General features: G+C 30.4%; 23 protein-coding genes. 5 read left to right on the forward strand and 18 right to left on the reverse strand.

Annotated elements, in window-relative coordinates; translation table 11 throughout:
- Positions 1-201 precede the first annotated feature (201 nt).
- Positions 202-849, reverse strand: a complete 648-nt coding sequence (locus AAID94_06960; protein ID XAK23567.1) for a GntR family transcriptional regulator — start codon at positions 847-849, stop codon at positions 202-204.
- Positions 850-951: 102 nt separating this feature from the next.
- Between AAID94_06960 and AAID94_06965 the strand changes: the two genes are divergently transcribed.
- The gene (locus tag AAID94_06965) at positions 952-1,536 is read left to right on the forward strand and encodes a YigZ family protein (protein ID XAK23568.1); all 585 of its coding nucleotides are present in this window, start codon (positions 952-954) and stop codon (positions 1,534-1,536) included.
- A gap of 31 nt (positions 1,537-1,567) precedes the next feature.
- Here AAID94_06965 and AAID94_06970 read toward each other — a convergent pair whose 3' ends face one another.
- From AAID94_06970 to AAID94_06995, 6 genes are all read right to left on the reverse strand, one after another.
- Complete coding sequence (locus AAID94_06970) at positions 1,568-1,945, reverse strand: hypothetical protein (protein XAK23569.1); 378 nt, start codon at positions 1,943-1,945, stop codon at positions 1,568-1,570.
- A 50-nt stretch (positions 1,946-1,995) separates the two neighbouring features.
- Positions 1,996-2,331, reverse strand: a complete 336-nt coding sequence (locus AAID94_06975) for a hypothetical protein (GenBank protein XAK23570.1) — start codon at positions 2,329-2,331, stop codon at positions 1,996-1,998.
- A complete protein-coding gene (locus AAID94_06980; GenBank protein XAK23571.1) occupies positions 2,321-3,898 on the reverse strand; it encodes an ABC-F family ATP-binding cassette domain-containing protein in 1,578 nt (525 codons plus the stop codon). The genes AAID94_06975 and AAID94_06980 overlap by 11 nt, the downstream gene beginning before the upstream one ends.
- A 125-nt stretch (positions 3,899-4,023) precedes the next feature.
- On the reverse strand, positions 4,024-4,440 hold the full coding sequence (locus AAID94_06985; protein ID XAK23572.1) for a hypothetical protein: 417 nt from the start codon (positions 4,438-4,440) through the stop codon (positions 4,024-4,026).
- A 10-nt stretch (positions 4,441-4,450) separates the two neighbouring features.
- On the reverse strand, positions 4,451-5,086 hold the full coding sequence (locus tag AAID94_06990) for a toxin-antitoxin system YwqK family antitoxin (protein XAK23573.1): 636 nt from the start codon (positions 5,084-5,086) through the stop codon (positions 4,451-4,453).
- 8 nt (positions 5,087-5,094) lie between these two features.
- Entirely contained in the window at positions 5,095-5,322 is a 228-nt protein-coding gene (locus tag AAID94_06995) for a superinfection immunity protein (protein XAK23574.1), read from the reverse strand.
- A gap of 172 nt (positions 5,323-5,494) precedes the next feature.
- On the opposite strand from AAID94_06995, the gene AAID94_07000 reads away from it, so the two are divergent.
- Positions 5,495-5,743, forward strand: coding sequence for a hypothetical protein (locus AAID94_07000; protein XAK23575.1), 249 nt, complete (start codon positions 5,495-5,497; stop codon positions 5,741-5,743).
- A gap of 125 nt (positions 5,744-5,868) precedes the next feature.
- The gene (locus tag AAID94_07005; protein XAK23576.1) at positions 5,869-6,819 is read left to right on the forward strand and encodes a hypothetical protein; all 951 of its coding nucleotides are present in this window, start codon (positions 5,869-5,871) and stop codon (positions 6,817-6,819) included.
- Positions 6,820-6,829: 10 nt separating this feature from the next.
- On the opposite strand, the gene AAID94_07010 is transcribed toward AAID94_07005, so the two are convergent.
- A complete protein-coding gene (locus AAID94_07010) occupies positions 6,830-7,402 on the reverse strand; it encodes a YceI family protein (GenBank protein ID XAK23577.1) in 573 nt (190 codons plus the stop codon).
- A 75-nt stretch (positions 7,403-7,477) separates the two neighbouring features.
- Positions 7,478-7,840 (reverse strand): HIT family protein, encoded by a 363-nt coding sequence (locus AAID94_07015; protein ID XAK23578.1) that lies wholly within the window; start codon positions 7,838-7,840, stop codon positions 7,478-7,480.
- 108 nt (positions 7,841-7,948) lie between these two features.
- Between AAID94_07015 and AAID94_07020 the strand changes: the two genes are divergently transcribed.
- A complete protein-coding gene (locus AAID94_07020) occupies positions 7,949-8,626 on the forward strand; it encodes a putative metalloprotease CJM1_0395 family protein (GenBank protein ID XAK23579.1) in 678 nt (225 codons plus the stop codon).
- Positions 8,627-8,648: 22 nt separating this feature from the next.
- On the opposite strand, the gene AAID94_07025 is transcribed toward AAID94_07020, so the two are convergent.
- The 7 genes from AAID94_07025 to lgt all read right to left on the reverse strand — a co-directional run bounded on the left by AAID94_07025 (position 8,649) and on the right by lgt (position 17,747).
- On the reverse strand, positions 8,649-9,353 hold the full coding sequence (locus tag AAID94_07025) for a tetratricopeptide repeat protein (GenBank protein XAK23580.1): 705 nt from the start codon (positions 9,351-9,353) through the stop codon (positions 8,649-8,651).
- On the reverse strand, positions 9,350-11,182 hold the full coding sequence (locus AAID94_07030) for a dynamin family protein (protein ID XAK23581.1): 1,833 nt from the start codon (positions 11,180-11,182) through the stop codon (positions 9,350-9,352). The genes AAID94_07025 and AAID94_07030 overlap by 4 nt, the downstream gene beginning before the upstream one ends.
- Positions 11,172-13,358, reverse strand: coding sequence for a dynamin family protein (locus AAID94_07035; protein ID XAK23582.1), 2,187 nt, complete (start codon positions 13,356-13,358; stop codon positions 11,172-11,174). Before AAID94_07035 ends, AAID94_07030 begins: the two co-directional genes overlap by 11 nt.
- A 27-nt stretch (positions 13,359-13,385) precedes the next feature.
- Entirely contained in the window at positions 13,386-14,111 is a 726-nt protein-coding gene (locus AAID94_07040) for a fumarate reductase iron-sulfur subunit (protein XAK23583.1), read from the reverse strand.
- Positions 14,104-16,095 (reverse strand): fumarate reductase flavoprotein subunit, encoded by a 1,992-nt coding sequence (locus tag AAID94_07045; GenBank protein ID XAK23584.1) that lies wholly within the window; start codon positions 16,093-16,095, stop codon positions 14,104-14,106. The genes AAID94_07040 and AAID94_07045 overlap by 8 nt, the downstream gene beginning before the upstream one ends.
- Complete coding sequence (locus AAID94_07050) at positions 16,079-16,864, reverse strand: fumarate reductase cytochrome b subunit (GenBank protein ID XAK23585.1); 786 nt, start codon at positions 16,862-16,864, stop codon at positions 16,079-16,081. Before AAID94_07050 ends, AAID94_07045 begins: the two co-directional genes overlap by 17 nt.
- Before the next feature lie 67 nt (positions 16,865-16,931).
- Positions 16,932-17,747, reverse strand: a complete 816-nt coding sequence (gene lgt / locus AAID94_07055) for a prolipoprotein diacylglyceryl transferase (GenBank protein ID XAK23586.1) — start codon at positions 17,745-17,747, stop codon at positions 16,932-16,934.
- 90 nt (positions 17,748-17,837) lie between these two features.
- Here lgt and AAID94_07060 point away from each other — a divergent pair, with 90 nt between their 5' ends.
- Positions 17,838-18,743: a hypothetical protein gene (locus AAID94_07060; protein XAK23587.1), complete on the forward strand. Its 906-nt coding sequence runs from the start codon at positions 17,838-17,840 to the stop codon at positions 18,741-18,743.
- A gap of 75 nt (positions 18,744-18,818) precedes the next feature.
- On the opposite strand, the gene AAID94_07065 is transcribed toward AAID94_07060, so the two are convergent.
- A complete protein-coding gene (locus AAID94_07065; protein ID XAK23588.1) occupies positions 18,819-19,610 on the reverse strand; it encodes a shikimate dehydrogenase in 792 nt (263 codons plus the stop codon).
- On the reverse strand, positions 19,607-20,452 hold the full coding sequence (locus AAID94_07070) for an SPOR domain-containing protein (protein XAK23589.1): 846 nt from the start codon (positions 20,450-20,452) through the stop codon (positions 19,607-19,609). Before AAID94_07070 ends, AAID94_07065 begins: the two co-directional genes overlap by 4 nt.
- Positions 20,453-20,454 lie beyond the last annotated feature (2 nt).

A 20,454-nucleotide genomic window follows, 5' to 3' on the forward strand; every position in this document is an offset into this window, starting at 1 on the left:
AACTAGTTTTTGAAAAAAAATATACTAAAATATCTTTTTGCATACAAAAGTATTTTTTAAGTTACATATTTACACAAAAATATTTAAAAATATTCAAAAATATTAAAAGACTAAATATTTGATTGTTTTATTTTAAGAAATTTGAAAGTTTAATTTTTTGAAAGTTCTAGTGTGAGAATAATAAAAGTATGAGTTATAAATCTATGATTGATTTAAAATATTACTTAAACGTACTTTATAAGCCTGCCTTATATGAAATTTAGCCATTTCTTCTGCTTTTGCAATATCTCTATTTCTTATTGCTTCTACAACAGCAAGGTGCTCTTTGTAGGCTTCTTTAGCACGATTTTCTTTAGCTAAAGTGCTATCTCCTAAAAGCAATAAGGAGCGATCTAAATTTTCCATAATTTTATACAAATAATGATTTCCTGAACAACGATATAGGGTTTGATGGAATAAAACATTATTTGATTTTAATTCATTTAATTCTGTGATATTTTTTTGAGCTTGAACTATATTTTCTAAAATTTCTATCTCCGATGAAGAAGCATATTGGGCAGCAAGTTTAGCTGCTTCGCCTTCTAGTAATTCTCTTATTTCATATAATTTTGTAATAGAAATCAAATCAAGTCCAGCGACAACAAGCCCTTTTTTACTATCTTGTACCAAAATTCCATCATTTTGCAAAAGTCCTAAAGCTTCGCGTATAGGTGTTCTACTAAAGCCTGTTTGCTGCACGATATCTTGTTCTTTTATTCTATCATTAGGTTTTAAACTTCCTTCTTTTATAGACTCTATGATAAACTCATAAATTTTATAACTTGAATTCTTTTGACTTGTTTTTGACATTTCTTTCCTTAATTTTTGTAAAATTATAGTATATTTTTAAAAATTTTATTAATACATTATATTTTACCTTATTTAATCATAATACCAAATAAAAAGGCGAAAATGCAAACAATTGATCAAATTTTTCAAGCACAAATTGAAATTAAAAAATCTACTTTTTTATCCTATCTTTGCCCTTTTAAGGATTTTAAAAATTTGCTTGTAAATTTAAAAAAAGAACACCCCAAAGCCGTTCATTTTGTTTATGCTTATCGAACTTTAAATGAATACAATCAAATCATAGAAGATAAAAGCGATGATGGCGAGCCTAAAGGCACTTCAGGCATACCTTCTTTAAACGTTTTAAGAGGATATGAACTTATCAATACTGCAGTCATCACTGTAAGATATTTTGGTGGCACCAAACTTGGGACAGGAGGACTTGTAAGAGCTTATAGTGATGCGGCAAATGCAGCGATTAACAATGCCTCCTTGCTAACTTTTGAATTTAAAAAAAATATCAAAATTGCCATAGATTTTAAAAATCTCAATCGCTTCGAACATTTTTTAAGAACTCACTCTTTGGAATTTGAGCGAGACTTTAAAAATGAAAAAGTGATTTTAAACTTAAATTTAAACGAAGAGGAAGAGCAAAAGTTTGAAATCTTTTGCACCAAATTTACACCTTTTGAAATAGAGAAATTATAATCTATCTTAAAGCCTCGTTTGAGGCTTTAATTTAAATCGCATTGAGTAAATCACCCAAAAGACTACTGTCTTTATTTTGTCCATTTGCATTTTGATTTAAAAGATCATTATGCACACTCGCACTTTGAGCTTTTAAAGAAAGTTCGCCCTCGTTTTGCCTAAAACGATAAGCATACATGCTTGACATTTGTGCGTATTGAGAGGAATTAGAGTTTGAACTTTGGGTATTGTTTTGTAAATTTTCTTCCGTGCTAGAAGTACCCGAATTTTCCTCTAATTTACTTAATATATCCATAAAATCAGAATCAGAAGTCGAAGAATAATCTTCTACTTGCTTATCCACCTGCTTATACTGACCACTAATCGCATCATATTCATATGAGCTAATAGTTTTATAACTTACTTGCATAGCTTTCTCCTTTCAAAATATGCAAAAACTATACAAGCAAAAAGTGTTCCTTAATCACCATGAGTTGGTAAATGTTCTACATCAAGTTCATTATCTCTTATAAATTCTTCTTTTGCTCTCTTGCAATTTTCATCGCGTATTTTACGATATTCATTACGTATAGTGATTTCTTTATCACTTAAAGGTCTATCCTCTAAAAAACTGATATGGAAATAAGTATCATCGCTTTTTGAATAAGTATTGTAAAAATCTATATAATCAAAATAATCCTTACCATTATCAAATTCCACCACTTCTTCTATATAAATAGTAGGTCCAAAGCCTTTATGATTTTGGGTAAAATGTCCAAAGCCTGCGCTATACTGAATTCTAAATTTAGCCATCATTTTCTCCTAAAAATTCTTGGTAAGTTCCACGAAAATCAGTCAGTTCTCCATCTTTTAAGTGCCAAATACGATTGGCAAAAGCAGAAACTAGCTCCCTGTCGTGACTTATGCAAAGTGCAACACCCTTGAAATTATACAAAGCTTCACCAAGGGCTATGATACTCTCAAGATCCAAATGGTTATCAGGCTCATCCAAAAGTAAAAAATTTGGGCGCTCTAGCATTAAACGCGAAAGCATCAAACGATGCTTCTCTCCTCCGCTTAAGCTCGCTGCCATTTTCTCTTGATCACTACCACTAAAAAGCATTCTACCTAAACACTTTCGAATTTCATCCAAATCTTTGAATTTTTCACTCATAAGCCATTCGTAAAGTTTCAAATTTTCACAAATTAAATTGCTTGTATCTTGAGGAAAATATCCAAGTTCTATAGTCGCTCCAAGGTGCATAGAACCGCTATCAGGAGCAATAGCATTGGCAATGATTTTAGCCAAAGTTGACTTGCCTACACCATTTGCACCAATTAAAGCAATTTTGTCATTTTTTTCGATTTTTAATTCTAAATTTGAAAACAATTCTTTATCATAAGCCTTACTAATACCCTTAAGCTCTAAAACTTCATTTCCTATTTCACGATTTGTTCTAAAAACTATACTTGGATCCCTGCGACTTGAAATTTTAATCTCTTCAAGCTCTAATTTCTCCAAAGCCTTTGCGCGACTTGTAGCTTGTTTTGCTTTAGAGGCATTCGCACTAAAACGGCGGATAAAATTTTCTAATTCTTCTCTTTCTTTTAAGGTTTTATCGCGTTTAAGCTCAGCTTGTTTAGCTAAAAGTGTTGAAGCCATATACCAATCATCATAATTTCCAGCAAAATCACGAATTTGTTTAAAATCCACATCTAAAATTCTTGTACAAATTTTATTTAAAAAATGCCTATCATGAGAAATCACCACCAAGGTTCCTTCATGTCTTAAAAGCTCATTTTCAAGCCAAGAAATCGCTTCTAAATCAAGGTTATTTGTAGGCTCGTCTAAAAAAAGTACATCTGCGCCCAAAAACAATACTTGTGCAAGTAAAACCTTAAATTTATCTGCACTTTGCAAGGTGCTCATCAAAGCATCAAAATCTTTGATTTTTAAAGAGCTTAAAATTTTCTCACAACGCGTTTCACAATCATAATTAGGATCCTCTTCAGCTGTTATCATTTCAAGCTCGCTTAAGCGTTCGTTGATCTCATCTGTAAATTCTTCGCTCATATAAAGTTTTTCTTTTTCTTTTAAGGCATCATATAAACGCTTATTTGCACACATTACCGCATCTTTGATGGTATAATTTTCAAAAGCAAATTGATCTTGACCTAAAACAGCTATTCTCAATCCTTCATCAAAGACGACTTCTCCGCTACTTGACTCTATCTCGCCCGAAAGAATTTTTAAAAAGGTAGATTTTCCTGCACCATTAGCTCCTATTAGTCCATATCTTTGGCCGCGAACAAGTTTCAAATTTACATTTTCAAATAAGAGTTGATTTGCAAAGCGCATAGTAAGATTTTTAACTTCAACCATAATTTTCCTTCAATTTTTTACTTATAAAAATTTTTAAGAAATTGTAGCGAAAAAAGACTTGAAGTTAATTGAGTAGTAAAATTTAATTAAGCAATGATTTCTCATTACTTAATTTTTTATAAGTCTTATTTAAAATCTCCATTGACATAAGCTAATTCTGAAATTTTTACTTTATTTGCACTGAAAACTTTATAAGTAACACTCCAAAGACCTTTTCTATTTTCCCCCTTTAAGATAGCATTTACCATAACCATGCAAGAATCAGAATTAAGAACAAAATTTGAAATGGAATTAATTTCAATCATATCAGTATAATTTGTTTTTCCATAATGCTTAGCCATTTCTTTCATACTTTTTTCATAAGATTCGTAATCAATTCCTTGAGCTTTAAATCCTGACAATTCATACATATTTTTAAAAATTTCAATAGGAATTTGCTTTTTAAGACTTGAAATAATTTTAGCATTATCGCATTGTTCCAATGGATTGGCTTGAAGGTATATAAATCCTATAAATAAAAACAAAATCACTTTTTTAAACATATTTGCTCCTTTAGCTTTTAGATTTTGGTATCAAAATTCCATTTGTAAACTCTTCTTCTTTAATAATTTCACCATTTTTATAGTATCTAAAAATTCCATTTTTGATTCCGTTTTTGTAACTTTCTTCACTCTCTAAGGAACCATTTTGATTGTAGGATTTTTGCAACCCATCCATTTTGCCTTGATTATTAAAATTATATTCAAGAGCTAAAGTGCCATTTTCATAATATTCTTTATAGTTACCTTCAAACTCTTGCATTCCATCTTCATCAAAACCAAGTAATTTACCCTTCGCTCTAATGTTTCCATTTTCATAATAGCCAATATAATCACCATATCCACGATTATCTTTAAAATTCATTTCTTCCAAAAGTTGTCCATCTTTAGAATATTCTCTGCTAACCCCATCTCTTTTTCCATTTTTATAGTTCTCTTCTGTTCTTAGTTGGCCATTATCATAAAAGGTTCTTTTTATTCCATGTATCCTTGACTCTTTATTGTAAGGAATTTCTTCTTTTAAATTCCCAGTTGTTGAGTATTTATTTTGTTGAACCTTAACCACATCACTTGGCTGCCCAGGAAAATCGCCTCCACAACCATTTAACAATACCACAATTAAACCACAAACACTTAAAAATTTTGTCATTTTTTCTCCTATTTTTCATTTTTTTCTTTAATAATAATAGTTTGTTTAAAACTTCCTGTAAAAGACCATATTAAACACACAAGCCAAACAATAAAAGTCCAACCAAAAAACAAATTCAGCAAAGAAATTATCAGCCAATTAGAATGCTTTCTACTCAAACCAATAATAGCGGGTAACATGTATAATACAAACAATAACATTGTTACAAAAATAGATCCGCCACTTACGCCTTCCATTAATTCTCCTTAAAATATAAAAATTACTCCAAATTATAAATTTAAAAAACTTTAATAAATCTTAAAAACAATAATATTTATGCTTTTTTTATAAATTAAGCATAAATATTATTATATATAAAATTTAAAAACTTATATTTTATCATTTCAAAAAACAATATAAAGAGAAATGATGACAAAACGAGATATGGCTGCCTTTTTGGGGGTTGATGTGCAAACTTTACGAAATTGGAAAAAAACTAGACCAAATCTTTATCGCGTAATACTACAAGGGTTGGCTATTGATGAAGCAATTAACGAAAGTTATGAAAATTTTCACAAGCTTGCCAAATTTAGTGAAAATGCAGAAAAGAAAGTTTTAAAAAGTGATTTAAATGTTATTGACTTATATGCCAAATTTAAAAAAACACAAATGGAATAGATCGCTCAATATCTCATATGCCAAAAAATCTCAAATTATAATCAATAAATTCAAATAAAACCAATTTTTAAGATTTTTTCTATACAATTTCTACTTTTATCTTTAAAATTTTAAGGTTTTATTTAATGTTTTTTTTACAATCTTTAAGTATTTTTAGTATATTTTTTGAATTTTTAGCACTTGCTTTGGCATTTTATTTCAAAAATACAAGAATTTTTTTTCTTACACTCGCCTTGTTTATTTTTCATCTGCCCTATCTTTATACAAGTACCTTTCAAGCACATTTGTTTGTTTCTTTATTTTTGCCTTTGGTTTTTATTTTACTTAGCGTCAAACAAATGGGAAAACTTATAATAGAACAAAAAAATTTAAGCTCTGCGATTTTACTTATTTTTATAATACTTTTAAGCTTTTTCTTGCCAAGAAATACCGGTTTTAGCGCTGCAAATTTGAATTTTCATTTTTTAAATTTAAATTTTTTTAGACCTCTTAGTGAGCTTAGCTTTTTATTTTTTATGTTTATTTCACTTATCCTAATCATCAAAGCCTTTAAAAGCAAAGAAAACTATCTTTTTTTAGCTTTTTTGGGAGCAAATTTTCAATTTTTATTTGAAAGTTTTTGGGGATTTGCTTATTTTGAATTTGCAAGTTTGGTTTTTTGCTTTTATTTGATTTATCAAGCCTACAAAATCGCATTTTTTGATACCCTAACCAAACTTCCTAATGAAAAAAATCTCAATCGCTTTATCAAAGGTAAAAATTCTTACACTATAGCTTTACTTCACTTTAACGAATTTAAGGATACTCAAGAAATATATATTAAGCTTATTCTAAAACAAATTGCAAAAATTTTAAAACGCTTTAAAGCAAAAATTTTTATCGTAGAAAATGATTTTGTTTTAATTTTTGATGACAAAGATACAGCTTTAAAACATCTTGCTTTTTTAGAATCTACATTAAAAAACACAGAATTAAAACTTGAAAATGAAACTTTTAAACCCGAATTTAAACTTGTGTGGAAAGAAAAAGAAGGAAATTTGAATCAGAATTTACAAAGCCTAAGAGTAAAACTCTAAGGCTTAAAAATTATTTTTCGTTAGCTTCAACTTCGATATTAAGATGAACATCATCACCTAAAGTAATAGTTGAAGTATCTGGCGCAAAGTTAAAATCAGAACGTTTGATTTTGCCATTTAAAGAAAAACCTACTTTTTCTCTACCATCTTTGCCTTTAGCTGTACCGCCGATTTCAGTATCCAAAACCACCTCTTTAGAAACACCTGCTATGGTTAAAGTTCCTGTCATTTTACCTTTTTCATTGTCGATTTTTTCGTATTTTTTCATTACAAAAGTCATATTAGGGAATTGTTTTGCTTTGAAAAAATCATCTTGTTGTAAGTGATTATCTCTTGTTTGGTTGTCTGTATTTACAGATGCTACTTTAACTGTTGCTTCAAGTTTTTTAAATTCAAAACTTGCAGGATCAAAATCGATTACCGCATCATAATCTTGAAAATTTCCTTTTACATTGCTGATTTGTAAATGTTTGATTTTAAAACCTACATCAGTGTGAGTTTTATCTAAAGTAAATTCTTTAGCAAATAAACCTGCACTTAGCAAAGAAGCTGCAACAAGGGAACTTAATAAAATTTTTTTCATTTTTTTCCTTTTTTTGTATTTTTTATGTAAGAAGAATTCTATTAAACAAAAAACAATCAACCATTAATGATAATTTTAGTCCATTTTATTTTTAAGAAAAATCACAAATTCATCAAAACTAGGTAAATTTAAATCCCTTAATTCTCTTTGCTGCTTGCCCCACATACATTCTGGAAAAAAAGCATCCTCTTTAAATCTTGCCATTACATGAAAATGCACTCTTGGAACATAGTTTGCAAAAGAAGCAATATTGATTTTTTCAGGTTTGTAAAATTCTATCATAGCCTTTTCGCAACGCAAAATTTTATCAAAAATTTCTTTTTGAAGTTCATAGGGACAATTACTAAATTCTTTATAGATTTGCTTGGTAAAAATTTTAATCCATGGTACTTGAGATTCTTCTTTTTCTATATAAATCCATTTATTTTCATAAATCATTAATCTTCCTTTAAAATTGTATTGATTGTTATTTTACAAAATTTATCAAATTTTTAAGTCAAAATGCGTTAATATTTCTAAAATATACAAAAAAGCAAAGGAGGAAAAATGCAAATTAATTTAAATTACAATTATATTAGCAGCTCTTCTTTTGACAATACACAAAAAAATAATACCGCACAAGAAAATACAGAAAACACAAACTCGCAAAATAAAGACCCAAAGCAAAATAACGAACAAACTCAAATGATAAACGGAGTTGAACTTACTATGCAACAAGTACAACAAGTGCGTGAACTTCAAAGCATAGATAGAAATGTAAAAGCTCACGAAGCAGCGCATCAAGCTGCTGGAGGTGGTTTGGCAGGGGCTGCAAGTTTTAGTTACACAAGAGGACCTGATAATCAAATGTATGCCACAGCAGGTGAAGTTCCTATAAGAATGCAAAAAGGAAGAACACCTGAAGAAACCATAGCCAATGCGCGTCAAGTTGTTGCAGCGGCCATGGCACCTGCCGATCCTAGTCCGCAAGATTACAGAGTCGCTGCAAATGCTTTAAAAATGGAATTTGAAGCAAGAGCTGAAGCAACAAAACTTAAAGCACAAGAAGCACAAGAGAAAAAAGAAGAAAACGAAGAAAAACAAGAAAATCTTGATACAAATAATCAAGATTCTAAAGATAGCTCCGAAAAAGCAAAAACAAATAAAGACTTTCGAAATTTCATTGGTACAATCTATCAACAAAATTCACAAAATAATCAAATCAATTTTAGTTTAGTTTCTTAAATAATATATTTTTGATGATATTTTAATAAATTTCTATATCTTGAGAATTTAGCTTTCTGTAAGCAGCACAAGCTTCTTGGTGTTTTTTGTCACAAGCCATGCCCAAATATCTCTTAGCCTTTTTCAAATCTTTTTTCTCAAGCTCATAATAACGTCCGATCAAATAACAAGCCTCCCCAAAACCTAAAGTACAAGATTTAGAATAAAAAGCTAAAGCCGATTTAAGATTTTGCCTTACAAGCTCTCCTCTTTCGTACAAAAAGCCTAATTTATAACAAGCTCTAGCATCTTTTAAATCGCAAGATCTTTTATAAAAATGTGTAGCCATTTGACCATCTTTTTCATCTTCATAAACCAAACCCATATGGTTACAACTTGAAGAATCGCCTAAATTACAAGCCTTGTTAAATGCTAAAAGAGATTCATTAACATAACCTCGATCTTGTAAGGTTAAGGCCATATTAGAACAAGCTTTAGCTAAACCAAGTTTGCAAGACTTATCATAAAATTTATACGCTTTGTTAAAATCTCTTGCAACCCCTTGAGCATTTTCATTCATATAAGCTAAAGAAAAACAAGCTTTAGCATTATCTTTTTCGCAAAGTCTTTCAAAAATTTCATATGCTTTTACAAATTTATTTCCCTCATAAAGCCTTAAAGCATTATCTAAATCGTCCACAGCAAAAAGAGTGTGAAAAAATAAAGATAAAATGAAAAATATCCTCATAAATTTTCCTTCAATACACTTCTTACTTCTGAAATTTGCTCCTTGCGTTTTTGCAATTCTGCTTTTTTTAAAGCTAAGATTTTATTTTTTTCTTCAATTATATTTTTATTTTGTTCTAAAAAATGATTAGATATTTTTACTAAAATCGGCTTATTGATAAGCAAAGCTTCAAATTCATAGACATTGAGTTCGGTTAAAACTCTCTCATAAATTTCACTCTTCTTAGGATAAAAAAGAGTAAATTCGGAGCTATCCAACTCATAAAGAACTCGACTTTCGTTGATTTTTCTACTAAAAAATGCCAAGCTTAATTTTGTAGCATTTTCATAATTTGCAAAAGCTTTGAGATTTAGTTTTTCAAAAAATAAATCCAACTCCAAAATACTTTTAAATAAAAGCTCTTTAAAGTCTTTTAAAAAGTACTCATCACTTGCATTGCAAAAAGCCCTAAGTTCACTAAAATTTTTATCACTTTGCAAGATATGATCTTTTTGTATATTTGAAAATTCGGCTTTAAAAAGTAATATATCTTTTTCTAAATTGTCTATAAAATCTTTCAATTTTTGTTTTATTTTTTCAAACGATTCATAAATTTCATTTTTGATTTTTTTAAATTCTTTATTCATTATATCGCTGTTATAAAACATTGCCAAAAAAGCATCATCACTCGAGATAAAAGGAGCTTTATAATCGTATTTTACATATAAATCCTTTTTCAAAAACCCCTTAGCTTCTTTGTAAAAATGAGCCTCTTTTTCTTTAATACAATTAAAAATTTCACTTGCAATTCTTTCACCAATACTTTTAAGCTTATTTAAAATTTGATGATTTAAAATTTGAACTTCTTTTATAAAATCATCAAAAGAAGAATTTAATTTCTCTTGATAAATTTGAAATTGATTCACAAGTTTGTCAAAAATATCCACAAAAAGCCTATTTTCATCTTCTAAAACTTGACACAAATGAAGCATTTTTCTCTTTGTAAATTTTTGTTTTAAAGCTTTCTCATCTAAGCTATCTAAAAAATCTAATAAAAGATTAAAATTAGATTCTTTATATTTTGTTTCGTCTTTTGCTTCCTTGCAAGAAATGGCAATCAATTCTTTAAAATATTTAGAAAAAACTGTTTTGGCATAACTTAATACATTTTCTAATTCTTGAGTACTAAGCTTATCTTTTTGATTTAAAACACAAATGCTGTTTTCGCCCAAAAGCTCTAAGTTCGCCTTTATAGCGTCTTCTTCGCTCTTTTTTCCTGCATTATCAATCAAGCTTAACCAAATCGCCGCATGGATATTTTGAAGCTCCTTTAGAGTGGTTAAAGTATCATCTTCGTTAGCATTCAGTCCTGGAGTATCCACTAGGGTAATTTTTTTAAGCAAAGGTATGGGTGCAAAAATATGCAAACTTTTTGTTTCTTTTATGTTATTTCTTTGATCTGTATATTTTGCCAACTCCTCTATATGAGTGATTTCATCACTTCCATCTTGAAATTCAACTCTTAAAAAATATTCATCCGCATAACGCAAAAAAGTAGGTTTAAAAGTAACAGGCACCACTCCTGTAGGTAAGCATTCTTTTTTTAGGATTAAATTTAAAAGGGTGGATTTTCCACTTGAAAATTGACCTATGATAGCAATATTAATATTTTTTTCTAAAGAAAAACTCAATTCTTCAAGCTCTTGAGTAAGATTATAGCTTGGGTGCATGAAAGGCTCGTTTAGTTTTTTACATAGCATTTTAATTTGCCCTTCAAAACTTTTATCAAAATCTATATTATAGGCATCTTCATAAGCCTTTATAAAATGATTTAAAATATTAATTTGCATTCATAAGCTCCACTTCAAGCTGTTGTAATTTTGCAATTTTTTCCAAATTTTCCTCATAAGAAAATAAAATGTCAGCATTTTGATTTTTAAGATTATTGATCAAATGTTCAATACTCGCTAGCTTTTCTTTTTGTAACACTTCATAATTTGCCATTCTTTCATTCAAGAAAGCAAAAAAGGCGCCATTGATATCCAAATCCTTTAATATAGCACCTATATTAAAGCTTTCAAAAGTGCTAAAAATCACTTCTGTTAGTCTTGTTTCAAGCTCGAACAAATCGACTTTGGTAGAGATAATTTGCTCGATTTGCAGTCTTAACAATGCAAATTTTTCATCGCTAAAAATATTTTCTATCTTTTTAGAAATTTCGTCTTTAAAGCCTTCAAATCCATTGTCAAAATCATCTTTTAAGAAATCATATTTTAAAGCCAAACTTGTTTTTAATTCTTCTATTTTTTTAATATTTTCAAATTTAACCTCTCTTAAAATATCATTAATACCATCTTTAACCGTGATATCTATCATATTTAAGATACGATTAATATTAATTTTTTGAGCTTTATCTTTTAAATATTTAATTTCATCAATCAAACGCTCTTTGAGTTTTTTAGCCAATAATAAAACAAGATTATCCACCCCATTTTCAAAATTCTCAAGATTTAAAATAGAATTTGAAATCTCTTCCTTTGCTTCCCTAAGCGCTTCTTCTTTGGCTTTAAATTCTGATAAAAGTTTATTATTTTCTTCGCTTAAACCTTGTCCATCTTCTTTTATAAGCTTATTTTGCATTTCATATTCATTTAAAATATTTTTAAGCTCTAAAAGCAATTCTTTTTTATAGGCTTGTAAAATAATTTTACTTTTTTCTCCAGAATAAAGCTCATTAAAAAGGTATTCCTCAAATTCTTTCATACCGCTTTTCTTAAAGCTTTCTTCAGAAGATAAACCCTTGTAAAAATCACTTGCCATTTTTGCACTTACACATAAAAAATCTATCTTTTCTATCAAATGCGTGTCAAAATTTTCAAGTCTAGCCTTAAGACTTTCCTTGGTATAATTTATCACTTCATCTAAATCTTTTTGGCTTAACAAATCTGCCTTGGTAAGGACAATTAAAAATTTGCTAAGCCGAGAATTCAATAAACAATGGATTAAAAATTCAGCATCCTTTTGTGTTAAAGCTTGAGAAGCATTCATAAGATGGATTAAAAAATCGCTTTCTTTAAGATACTCATTAGTTAGAATTTCTCTTTGCACGACTATATCATCAAGCCCTGGAGTATCCACTATAGAGATATTGTTTTTTAAAAATTCCAAATTACTTTTGATTTCTATCTTTTTAATAAGAGCAGAAATTTGGTTTTTAGCAGAACTAAAATCCTTGAGTTCATTTAAATTAATTTTTTGCGTTAAAGCTTTATCTTGAACATATTCTTTTATATCTACTTTTAAAGCAAGCTCATCGATAAATTCTTTTAATTCCTTGCTAAATTTGGAACTTTTTAATATATTATCCCATTCTTGAGTATCCCAAAAATAAATCACAGCTTCTTGGGTATTGCCATAACTTAGTAAAGTCAAATTTGCGGTTTCAGGGATATTAGAAACGCCTAAAAAATCCTCTTTTAAAAGTGCATTGAGTAAACTTGATTTTCCCGAATTCATAACCCCTGTTATAGCTATATTGAATTCTAATTTTTGAAATTTTTCCAAAGTTTTTTGAAGTCTTATTTTACTATTTTCATCAAAACTCAATTTGCTAAGCTCTATATTGATATGATTAAGCTCATTAAAACCACTTTGAAACAAAGCTTTTTTATCAACGCTTTGAACTTGAATATTTTGTATATATTCTAAAATTTCAGTATTGTTTGAAATTTTTTGCAAAATTCGCAAGGCTTTTAACAAATCTTGTTTAGGTATAAAACCTTCTCTAAACATATTTAAAACACAAATTTGAGCTTTTTGAATACTAAAAATATCTACTCTTAAATCAATTTTTTTACAAATATTGCCAAATTCTTTTAAGAGAAAATATCTTTCATAATTGTCTTTGTTAACACTTAATATTATAGCAAGTTCGGCAACATCAAGAATATTTTTATCTTTAAAGCTTGCATTAAAATCTAAAAGCTGGAGTTCATTTTGCCAGAGTTTTTGGAGTAATTCTTTCATAATTTTCCCCTTTTTAAGGGGAAAATATTATTTATTTCTTTGAGCAACAAGTTGTCTTCTCATATAAGCAATTTTACTTTGTAAAGGTAAATTTTTAGGACAATTATCCTCACAAGCTAATAAAGACATACATCCAAAAACACCATCATCATCACCCACTAACTCATAGAAATCTTCCACTGTTCTATGATCATGCGGATCTTGTAAATATCTAGCTGTTCTTAAAAGCCCTGTTGCTGCGATAAAATTCGGACGCATAAGTTTAGTTGCACACGAAGCTACACAAATTCCACACTCGATACAACGATCAAGTTCAAAAGTTTCATCTGCTACTTCAGGCTCTATGCGTTCTTCAATTTTTGAAATGTCGGTTTCTTTTTCATTATGCACCCAGCTTTCAACGCGCTTACACATATCTTCAAACCACTCGCCTGTATTGACACTCAAATCCTTAATATGTCTAAATGCAGGCATAGGCATAAGCTCAATAACTCCATCAGGATAATCTTTTGTTAGAGTCTTACAAGCAAGCTTTGGTACACCATTAATCATCATTGCACAAGATCCGCAAATTCCTGCACGACAAACAAAGTCAAAACTCAAATCCGCATCCATTTTTTCGCGGATTAAAGTCAAGCATACAAAAACTGTCATAAAAGGAGTTTCTTCAAGCTCATAAGTTACAAAATGAGGCTTTGAAATTTTGCTTAAAGGATTATATTTAAACGCCTTTATCGTTAATTTTCTACTCATAATCCACTCCTATTCTTTGATTTAGCGCTTTATATTTTGGTTGTAATTCATAAGGCATTAAAGCATGCTGAATTTCGTGACGATTTTTACCTTCAGCTTCCATTTTTTCGCGGATTGCATCAACTTCAGCTTGACGCTTTTCACTTAAAGGATTTTCTATGATATTTCCCTTAGCACCATACCCACGGAATGCAGGTGGCATTTCCATTTTCATAATATCAAGTTCATCGTATTCAACACGAGGCAAGCTTTCACCTTCTACCCAATAAGTTAGAGTTCTCTTCATCCAATTTAAATCATCTCTTTTTGGATAATCCTCTCTATAGTGCGCCCCGCGACTTTCGGTTCTTAATAACGCCCCATAAGCTACGCAAAGTGCGACTTTAAGCATTCTTGGAACTCTATAAGCTTCTTCTAGCTCAGGGTTTGCGCAGTCAAGTTCTTTGCAATGCACTTTTACATTTTGAGATTCTTTATAAAGTTTTTCAAGCTCATCAACAGCTTCTTTTAAGCCTTCACCTGTTCTAAAGATTGCTACTTTATCCCACATGATTTCTTTCATTCTATTTTTAATTTCAAAAACAGAATATTTACCTTCTTTGTCTACCAAAGATTTTAAATATTGATATTCTTTTGTTAAAAAGTCTTTTACTACATTTGTATCAATAACTTCTCCATTATTTTTACAATAATCTGCAAAATAATCCCCTATAATCATACCCGCAACAACAGTTTCAGCACAGCTATTTCCTCCTAAGCGGTTAAATCCGTGCATATCCCAACAAGCTGCTTCACCGCAAGCAAAAAGACCATCTAACCATTGACTCTCACCTGTAGGTTTTGTTCTAATGCCGCCCATAGAATAATGCTGCATAGGTAAAACCGGAGCCCAACCTTTTGGACCTTCATCAGCAGGATCGATGCCATTGAAAGTTTTACAAATATCTTGCACATCACGAAGATTTTTTTCTACATGTGCACGACCAAGTATGGAAATATCAAGCCATAAATGATCACCATAAGGACTTTTTACACCCTTACCTTTTCTAATATGTTCCATCATTCTACGACTTACCACATCACGGCTTGCAAGTTCTTTTTTCTCTGGCTCATAATCAGGCATGAAACGATATCCATCCACATCGCGTAAGATTCCACCATCTCCACGACATCCTTCAGTAAGCAAAATTCCACTTGGAACAATAGGCGTTGGGTGAAATTGTACAGCTTCCATATTTGAAAGTCTACAAAGTCCTGTTTCAAGAGCTATAGCTGCACCTGTTCCTTCACAGATAACTGCGTTTGTAGTTTGCTTATAAATTCTACCATAACCACCCGTTGCTATCATTGTTCCTCTTGCAATATAAGCAATCAATTGTCCATTAGTTAAATCTCTTGCAATTACGCCCAAGCATTTTTTGCCATCATGGATAACTCTAACCGCTTCCATTCTGTCGATGATTTTTACTTGATGTTTGATAGCTTCATTAGCTACGCCATATAGCATACAGTGGCCTGTAGCATCAGCTATATAGCAAGTTCTCCATTTTTTAGTTCCACCAAAGTCACGAGCGTTGATGAGTCCATGAGCCTCTTCTCTTTCTTCGATTACAGTTTTTTGTGCATTAATAACAACCGTTCTTGGCCCTTTAGTTACCCTAGTCCAAGGAACCCCCCAAGAAGCAAGTTCGCGAACAGCTTTTGGAGCGGTTTGTGCAAACATTCTTGCCACTTCTTGATCGCAACCCCAGTCGCTTCCTTTTACTGTATCTGCAAAGTGTAGATCTTCATTATCGCCTTCACCTTTAGCACCATTTCCTAAAGAAGCCTGCATACCTCCTTGCACCGCAGCAGAGTGCGAACGCTTTACTGGACAAATACTTAAAAGTGTTACACTTTGACCACTTTTTGCCACCTCTATTGCAGCTCTAAGGCCTGCTAAACCTCCGCCTATTACTAAAGCATCACTATATTGAATATTCATAATTTGCTCCATTATAAGTTTTTACCATTGCAGTTGTTTGATTTTGATAATTTTCAAATCCAATTTTAGCAAATGCTGCAAGACTTAAAACTCCTAAAACCAAGAAGAAAATACTGATTATCCATTTTGCCATCTTGAGTTTTTTACGACTCTTGCGAATATCTTTAACATCTTTTGCTTCAAACCAGCCCCATTTTACACAAAGTCTATAAAGCCCTATACTACCATGCAATTCCACACAGATTAAAAGTGCGATATAAAAAAGCCACATAAAATGATTGATCACCCTATCACCTGACATATCAGCAGAAATTTTATCTCCATTTGTGATAACAAAAATCAAGTGTGCAGAACCTAAGAAAAACATTACAAAACCTGTAAATGCTTGAACAAGCCATAATGAAGTATCACCATGATTCATTTTTTTAGCATGAGTTCTAAGAATTTGGTATTGGCGAAAATTAATAGGAAATTTTCTCATAGCCAATAAAGCATGCACAAAAAATACCACCAAAACACAGGCGGCTAAAAATGAGGTAATATAACTCATCATTGGATCGTTATAAATGAATTTTAATTCCAAAAAATGGACAACGGAATTAAAAAAATCCTTACTCACCAAGATAGTAGATACAAAAACCATATGTACCCACATGAAAAGACCTAGAAAAAGCCCAGAAGCACTTTGGATAAAATCTAACTTTGCAGGCATTTTACTTTTTTTGCCATCAATGCTCTTACCCAAATACCCTTCGATAAGCTCACTCATCTTCACTCCTTTATAGAAAGAAATTTAAAAAATCTCTTCATTATAGTACAATAGCCTTTAATACACATTAAATATTTACTTTTTTAAACTTTATGCAAATATAAAATAACAAGGCTGCTACAAACATAAGCAAACTCAAAATTTGTCCCATGCTCATACCCCAAAAAATAAAGCCCAAACCAAAATCTGGTTCACGATAAAATTCACACACAAAGCGCGCCAAAGAATAAACACAAGCATAAACAAGAATAAGTTCACCTTGAAATTTTTGTTTCATTTTTACCAGATAAATAACGATAAAAACCACAACTCCCTCTAAAAAGGCTTCATAAAGTTGTGATGGATGCCTTAAAACTCCCTCCACATAAATACCCCAAGGTACATTAGTAATGCGTCCAAAAAGCTCTTGGTTTAAAAAATTTCCTATGCGACCAAAAACATAAGCTAAAGGCACGCTCAAAGCTACCAAATCAAGAAATTTCCAAGGATTTTCTTTATATTTTTTGCAAAATAAAAAAGTGGCTATTAAAAATCCTATAATTGCTCCATGATAACTCATACCACGAATGCCTACAAATTCACCATTTGCATAAGGATTAAAAATTTGCCAAGGATGAGTAATATAATACATAGTATGTGCATCATAAATTAAAATATATCCAAGTCTTGCTCCTAAAATCACGCCAATTTCCACCCAAATGAAATAGCTATCTAGGCGTTTTTCATTGATATCTAACTTGAATTTTCTTACAAAAAATTTAGCTAAAAGCAAGGCTAAAAGTAAAGCCAAAACATACATAATTCCATACCAATGTACTTTAAACCCTAAAACACTAAAAGCTACAACATCAAAATTTGAATAAATATTTTGCCAAAATTCCATACTTTTTCCATTATTTATTTTATAAAAATATAGCAAAAAAACTTTAACTTGCTATAATTAAACATAATTTCTTATCTTAAAGGTTAAAAAATGAAAAAATATTTCTTATTTGTTATTGCTTTATTTTTAGCTGCTTGCAGTGGTGCTAGCAATAATTTTGTGCATGTTTCAATGCCCAATTTCAAGCCTCAAACCCCTACCAAAGTGGAGCCTATAGATTCTGGGGTTTCAATCATGCTAGAACCTATAAATATAGAACAAAATAATAATTATTCAGATTATTTTGAAAACTCTGTACTTAAAATTCGCATCGACAAAGAAGTGGCTCTTTTAAAGGAAAATTTGGAAGAACAATTTAAAACCATAGCACAGCTTAAAGGCTATAAAATAGTAACTTCAAATCCTGACTATACCCTGAAAAGTTTAGTAAGCATTCTTATAGAAGAAAAAAATATACAAAAATCAAATAATTTCATGAGTGGAGAATCTATTAAATCCAATCTAGGAATTAAATTTCAAGGAAAAATTGATTTTATTGACCAGCATAACCCTCAAAATTCAACCAATCTAACAAGTCATACCAAACTTGACTCTTTGGTAGATTTAAATTATCCTATTAAAACCAAAGATGGAATAAATATGTTTAAAACTACTATTTCAACAGTACCCACACAACTTAATAAAGGTTTAGAAAAACCGGCTTTTGAAATAGATAAAAGCTTTTTACATTTTTATAAAAATACTTTAAATACGCTCTATAACAACCTGTCAAAAGCCACAGATATAGGAAAAACTGTACCAAATAGCAATACTGATTCTGGCGGCTTTAATCATTTTGATACCAACACAATCTTTGAAGAAAATTTACCTCAAGAACAAAATTTAGATAACAATTCACAAGATATTTCTTTTCAAGAGCAAACATCTTCAAATTCAAATATACAATATGAAAATAACACAAACAAAAATCAAGATGGGGTTATCATTTTTGAATAATTTCTTAAATTCTAGCTATTGCCACTTGGCAATAGCGTTCTAATTTCTCTTAATATTTTATTATTTTAAGAAAAGTTAAGACTCTAGCTTTAGAGCTTCTTGCATGGCATTTTTAATCTTTTCTCTTTTATCTTTAACATCAAAAAAAAGTTCAAAGGCAAAAACTGCTTGCCATAAGAGCATATCAAATCCATCTTTTGTTTTTAAGTTATGCTCTTTACTCAATTTTAAAAAAGAAGTCTCTTTGCCATAAATAACATCAAAGGCAAATTTTGCTCTACTTAAAATTTTATCTAAAAGTATTTTATCACAAGGCAAATCATCATCTTTTAGGCCTGCTGAAGTTGAATTGATCACTAAATCAAAATCAAAATCATCTAAAGCATCATAAAGACTAGTTTTATATAGAGTAAAATCCTTAAATCTTTTTTCACTACGATTTACCACACAAACCTCTACACCCTTTTGTTTTAAAGCAAATGCTAGAGCGAGCGCAGTCCCTCCAGCTCCTAAAATCAAAGCTTTGTTAATACCTTCAAATTCTTTAATGGCTTCTAAAAAACCTAAGGCATCTGTATTGTAAGCATAAATTTTTCCATCTCTTAAACACAAAGTATTTGCAGAGCCGATATTACGAGCAAACTCATCCTTGACATCAGCTATTTCCAAAGCTACTTCCTTAAATGGCAAAGTAATATTTGCACCTTGAAGCTTTAACTTAAAAAAATCTTGTCTTAATTGATGATAATCTTGTAGATGATAGCGTGTGTAAATACCATCAAGTTTAAGAACTTGAATGGCATTGTTATGAATTCTAGGTGATTTAGAATGCGAGATAGGATCACCAATAACAGCTAAAAATTTCATTTTAGAGTGAAGGAAAAAGCGTCTTTAGCTACTTCTTTTCTAATTTTAGCTAACTCCGTTGCAACATTTGCTTTTTCAAAAGGCCCTATTAAAACCTTAGTGATTTCTTTTCCGCCTACTGTAGTTTTATAAAGCTTATATTCATAGCCTTTTTGCTTTACAGCTGCTAACTCTCTTGACTTTTGATCTAAATTACTTACTGAAAATATTTGAACATAAATTCCAGAAGCCAAGCCATTTGGATGAACAGGTTTAGCATCTACATTTTTAAACAAATCATTAGCATTTGTTTTTGATTCTTGCTTAGTTTCTTGTTTTGGTGCTTGCTTTGCAGGCTCCTTTTTTGTAACAGTCTGTTTTACTTCTTCTTTTGGCTTACTTTCCTGTTTTGCTTCTTGCTTAGGAGCTGTAGTATTTAAAGGTGCTGCTTTTTCAGAATTTATCGTATTTGGTTCAGCAGGCACTTCTTGATCAGGTACAGTTAAATTGATATTATCATTTGCATTAGAATTAGAAGTCGATACTGAAGAATTATCATTTTGCTCTCCTTGAATCTGTCTTCTTAAGGCTTCAAATTGATCTTCAGCTGAAGTATTCTCAGTGATAGGCATACTCTCAAAAGAATCAGCATTATTATCTTGCGTTATATTCAAGGGTTCACTTGGTAAAATGCTTTGATTTTCAGCATTTTCTTCGCCACTATTAATAAGTTTCATCACTATCATAATCACTAGAAATAAAATTACCAAAGCAATAACGCGTAAGAGAATTTTTTTCATTTTTTCACTTTTATTACTTTTTTCCAAAATAATGTCATCAAATTCATTCTTATTATTTTCCATAA

It is taken from the genome of Campylobacter coli, from assembly GCA_039516895.1.
In the GTDB taxonomy this organism is placed as follows: domain Bacteria; phylum Campylobacterota; class Campylobacteria; order Campylobacterales; family Campylobacteraceae; genus Campylobacter_D; species Campylobacter_D coli_B.